This window comes from bacterium, from assembly GCA_037131655.1.
GTDB lineage: Bacteria > Armatimonadota > Fimbriimonadia > Fimbriimonadales > JBAXQP01 > JBAXQP01.
This window is the reverse complement of record JBAXQP010000278.1, coordinates 1-3,603: the sequence shown is the minus strand read 5'-3', so window position 1 is coordinate 3,603 and position 3,603 is coordinate 1. Positions and strand designations below refer to the sequence as shown.

The following is a 3,603-nucleotide window of genomic DNA, read 5'->3' as shown; positions in this document are numbered from 1 at the left end:
ATCCACGCCCACGTCCTAGGGGGTCGAGATTTCAGTTGGCCTCCTGGATAAGTGTTGGGCAGAATCAGAAACCCAAACACCTCGCAAGAGACGCTTGGAGGAGGCTGCACCCGCATAATCATCCACGCAATGACACAGAAACGAAAGGAATATCATGCAACAATCAGTTAAAACAGTTAAAGTCCGTGAAATTGAAATCGGGGGGCCTAAGTTTGCGCTTATCGCGGGGCCTTGCATGTTTGAGAGTATGGAATTGTGCCGAACGGTTGCGGGGCATATGCAGGATGTTTGTAACCGATTGGGCATTAATTATATCTTTAAGGCTTCGTTCGATAAAGCTAACCGCACCTCTTCCGATTCATTTCGCGGCATTGGGGTTGAAGAAGGGATGACCAGCATCGCTGCAATTAAAAAAGAGTTTGATTTACCGGCCACCACTGATGTGCATGAAGTTTGCCAGGTAGGTGAAATCGCAGATGTTGTTGACTTATTACAGATACCCGCTTTTCTTTGCCGCCAGACCGATTTACTTAAAGCCTGCGCCTTAACCGGACTTCCCGTCAACATTAAAAAAGGGCAATTCCTTGCGCCGTGGGATACAAAAAATATCGTCAGGAAGATGGAAGCGTTTGGCTGTGAGCAGGTTCTTCTCACCGAGCGCGGAACCTCTTTTGGCTACAACACCCTTGTCGTCGACATGAGCGGGTTACCCATCATGCGCTCCTATGGTTATCCGATTGTCTTTGATGCAACCCACAGCGTTCAACAACCAGGAGGAGCTGGAACAGCGTCAGGGGGCAATCGCGAAGCAATTCCCTACCTCGCACGAGCCGCGATGGCAGTTGGGATAGATGCGATGTTCATGGAAGTTCATCCGGAACCGGAAAAGGGTCTTTCCGACTCAGCCAGTATGTTCCCATTAGCAGAAGTCGAACCACTTCTAAAGCAGCTATTAGCCATACGATCAGTTATACAAATATAGCGATTTTTAACTTTATGCTTCTGATTCAGGCGGCGCTTCTATTGCTGCAGTATAGCCGCACTCCTCCGATGAGCACTTGATCGACGGATTACTCTTCCCGCCCGTGATCACCGTGGGCTTGCCGCAGATAGGGCATACAGCGCCGGTGGGCTTGTCCCAACTGATGAATTCACAGCCCTTGGTGTGGCACTTCCAATAGACCCTACCTCTCTTCGTCTTCCTCTCAATAATCTCGCCGCCGTCGCAAACCGCGCACGCAATACCGGTGGCGCCAATTGGCCGAGTGGTCTTGCAGCCGTCGGCATAGCCAGTGCATGCGTAGAATTCACCGAATTTGCCGTGCTTAATTATCATGGGACGGCTGCAGTCGGGGCAGACCTTATCTGTCTCCTGGTCGGGGATCTTAATAAATCCCTTTTCCTGACTGGCTTCTTCCAGTTTCTCGGCGAAAGGTCCGTAGAAATGTTGCAAAACCTTGCTCCATTTTAGTTTTGCTAATTCAACTTTATCGAGTTCATCTTCGAGTTCAGCAGTGAACTTCACATCTACCACATTCGGAAATTTTTCGGCCAGATAATCATTAACCGTCTCCCCAAGCATAGTTGGCTTAAACGCCTTGCGTTCCATCACCACATATTTGCGCTCGCGAATGGTCTCGAGAATTGTGGCGTAAGTACTCGGTCGGCCAACCCCATTCTGCTCCAAAGTCTTAACCAACGTAGCTTCAGTAAAACGCGGAGGTGGTTCGGTGAAGTGCTGGCCAGGAAACAGTTTCAGTAATGTTAATAACTGTTCTGCTGTGAGAACAGGAAGCGGAGGAAGCTCTTCCTCACTTACATCGGCCGTATCTTTGCCTTCTTGATAGACCTTCCGCCATCCCAAAAACTTTGGCACTGAACCTGATGCTCGGAACAGATATGCATCACCCTTCTGTCCTTCATGCCGTGCCTCAATATCCACGGAGGTCAAATCAAATATAGCATCCGCCATTTGGCTTGCCACAAATCGGTTCCAAATAAGCTCATAAAGCTTCTTTTGGTCACTATCTAGAAACTTTGCGATCGAATCAGGAGTTCGATTAACGTCAGTTGGACGAATAGCCTCGTGAGCATCTTGTGCGCGAGCATTCTGGCGAGCTTTTTTCGCCATACTGCCTGCAAATTCTTTTCCATATTTCTCAGTGATAAATTTGTGCGCTGCGGCCTTCGCCTCATCGGCAATACGCGTTGAGTCTGTTCGCATGTAGGTAATCAAACCTACCGAACCTTCTTTGCCAAGGTCGGCGCCTTCATAAAGGGACTGTGCAACTCGCATCGTATGACGAGCATTAAAATTGAGCTTTCGGGCAGCTTCTTGCTGCAAAGTGCTCGTAATAAACGGAGCTGGCGGCTGGCGCTTCGTCTGACGCTTTGTTACCGACTTGACGAAGTACTTAGCTCCATTTAGCTCTTTAATCACATCTTCCGTTGCGTTCTGGCTCAAAAGCTCTATCTTCTCTTTGCCTTTGCTTCTCAGATCAGCATCGAAGGGATGATCAGCATCTAAAGGTGTCAGTTGAGCCGTGATGGACCAGTGTTCTTGTGGAACAAAATTGCGTATATCGCGCTCACGATCGACGATAAGCTTTACTGCAACAGTTTGAACGCGCCCGGCGCTGAGGGTATTTCGGCCAAGCTTTTTCCATAATAAAGGGCTTAGTTTATAGCCGACTAGTCTATCTAGAACTCGTCTTGCCTGCTGGGCATCAACTCGATCCATGTCGATTGCCCGAGGGTTCTCCATAGCGTGCGTTACAGCGGTCTGAGTGATTTCGTTGAACTCAATCCGCTGAGCGCCCTTTAGCTTGAGGGCCTCTTGTAGATGCCAGGCGATCGCCTCCCCTTCCCTATCAGGGTCAGTCGCGAGATAGACTTTTTCACAGTCAGCTAACGCTTGCTTAAGTTTAGTTAATACTGTCTTGCGGGTTGTTAATGCCGTATAAGTTGGTTTGAAATCCTTTTCAGTGTCAACTCCCAGTTCTTTCTTAGGCAAATCGCGGACATGTCCCATCGACGCCTCGATAGTAAAATCACTTCCTAGAAAGTTTTTCAGCGTTTTGATTTTTGCCGGTGATTCAACAATAATTAAGGATTTACCCATACAACAACTACCTCTCTTGATCCCATGCTTTCAAGCTGATTCACGTTCAAAACATTTCTGAATTAAACGCTCATCGAATGCGCCGAGAATACTACCTACGCCTCAAGACGTTTGTCAACATTGCTTTGCTAACAATTTTCGGGTTCTTCTGTTTACCGATTTAGTCTCACATCATTGTCCGGTATCATTATATGATTAGTGAGAGTTTGGGTTTAGGCAGTATAGCCCCCAAATTCATAAAGGGTTACGAAGGAGCTGACAATGCGCCGAAAAGCCTCTGAGACAAGATTGTACCGTCAGGAGATGAATGACGCGATATTAGGGAGTGGGTTCAAAGAATACCAACGCTTCTTCGCCCTCGATGCCAACGCCTACCAATCCGGCGCACTCGATGTTAAGTCCAAGGAACTAATGGGTTTAGTCGGCTCTATGGTATTACGCTGCAACGACTGCATCTTCTACCACTTAGACCGATGCGTCAC

At 48.0% G+C, this 3,603-nt stretch carries 3 protein-coding genes; 2 read left to right on the top strand and 1 reads right to left on the bottom strand.

Annotated elements, in window-relative coordinates:
- Positions 1 to 154: 154 nt before the first annotated feature.
- Positions 155 to 982, top strand: a complete 828-nt coding sequence (gene kdsA, locus WCO51_11135; GenBank protein ID MEI6513808.1) for a 3-deoxy-8-phosphooctulonate synthase — start codon at positions 155 to 157, stop codon at positions 980 to 982.
- 12 nt (positions 983 to 994) lie between these two features.
- On the opposite strand, the gene topA is transcribed toward kdsA, so the two are convergent.
- Positions 995 to 3,121 carry a type I DNA topoisomerase gene (gene topA, locus WCO51_11130; protein ID MEI6513807.1) on the bottom strand — a complete coding sequence of 709 codons (2,127 nt, stop codon included), beginning with the start codon at positions 3,119 to 3,121 and terminating at the stop codon, positions 995 to 997.
- A gap of 261 nt (positions 3,122 to 3,382) precedes the next feature.
- On the opposite strand from topA, the gene WCO51_11125 reads away from it, so the two are divergent.
- A partial coding sequence (locus tag WCO51_11125) for a carboxymuconolactone decarboxylase family protein (protein ID MEI6513806.1) occupies positions 3,383 to 3,603 on the top strand: 221 nt, incomplete at its 3' end.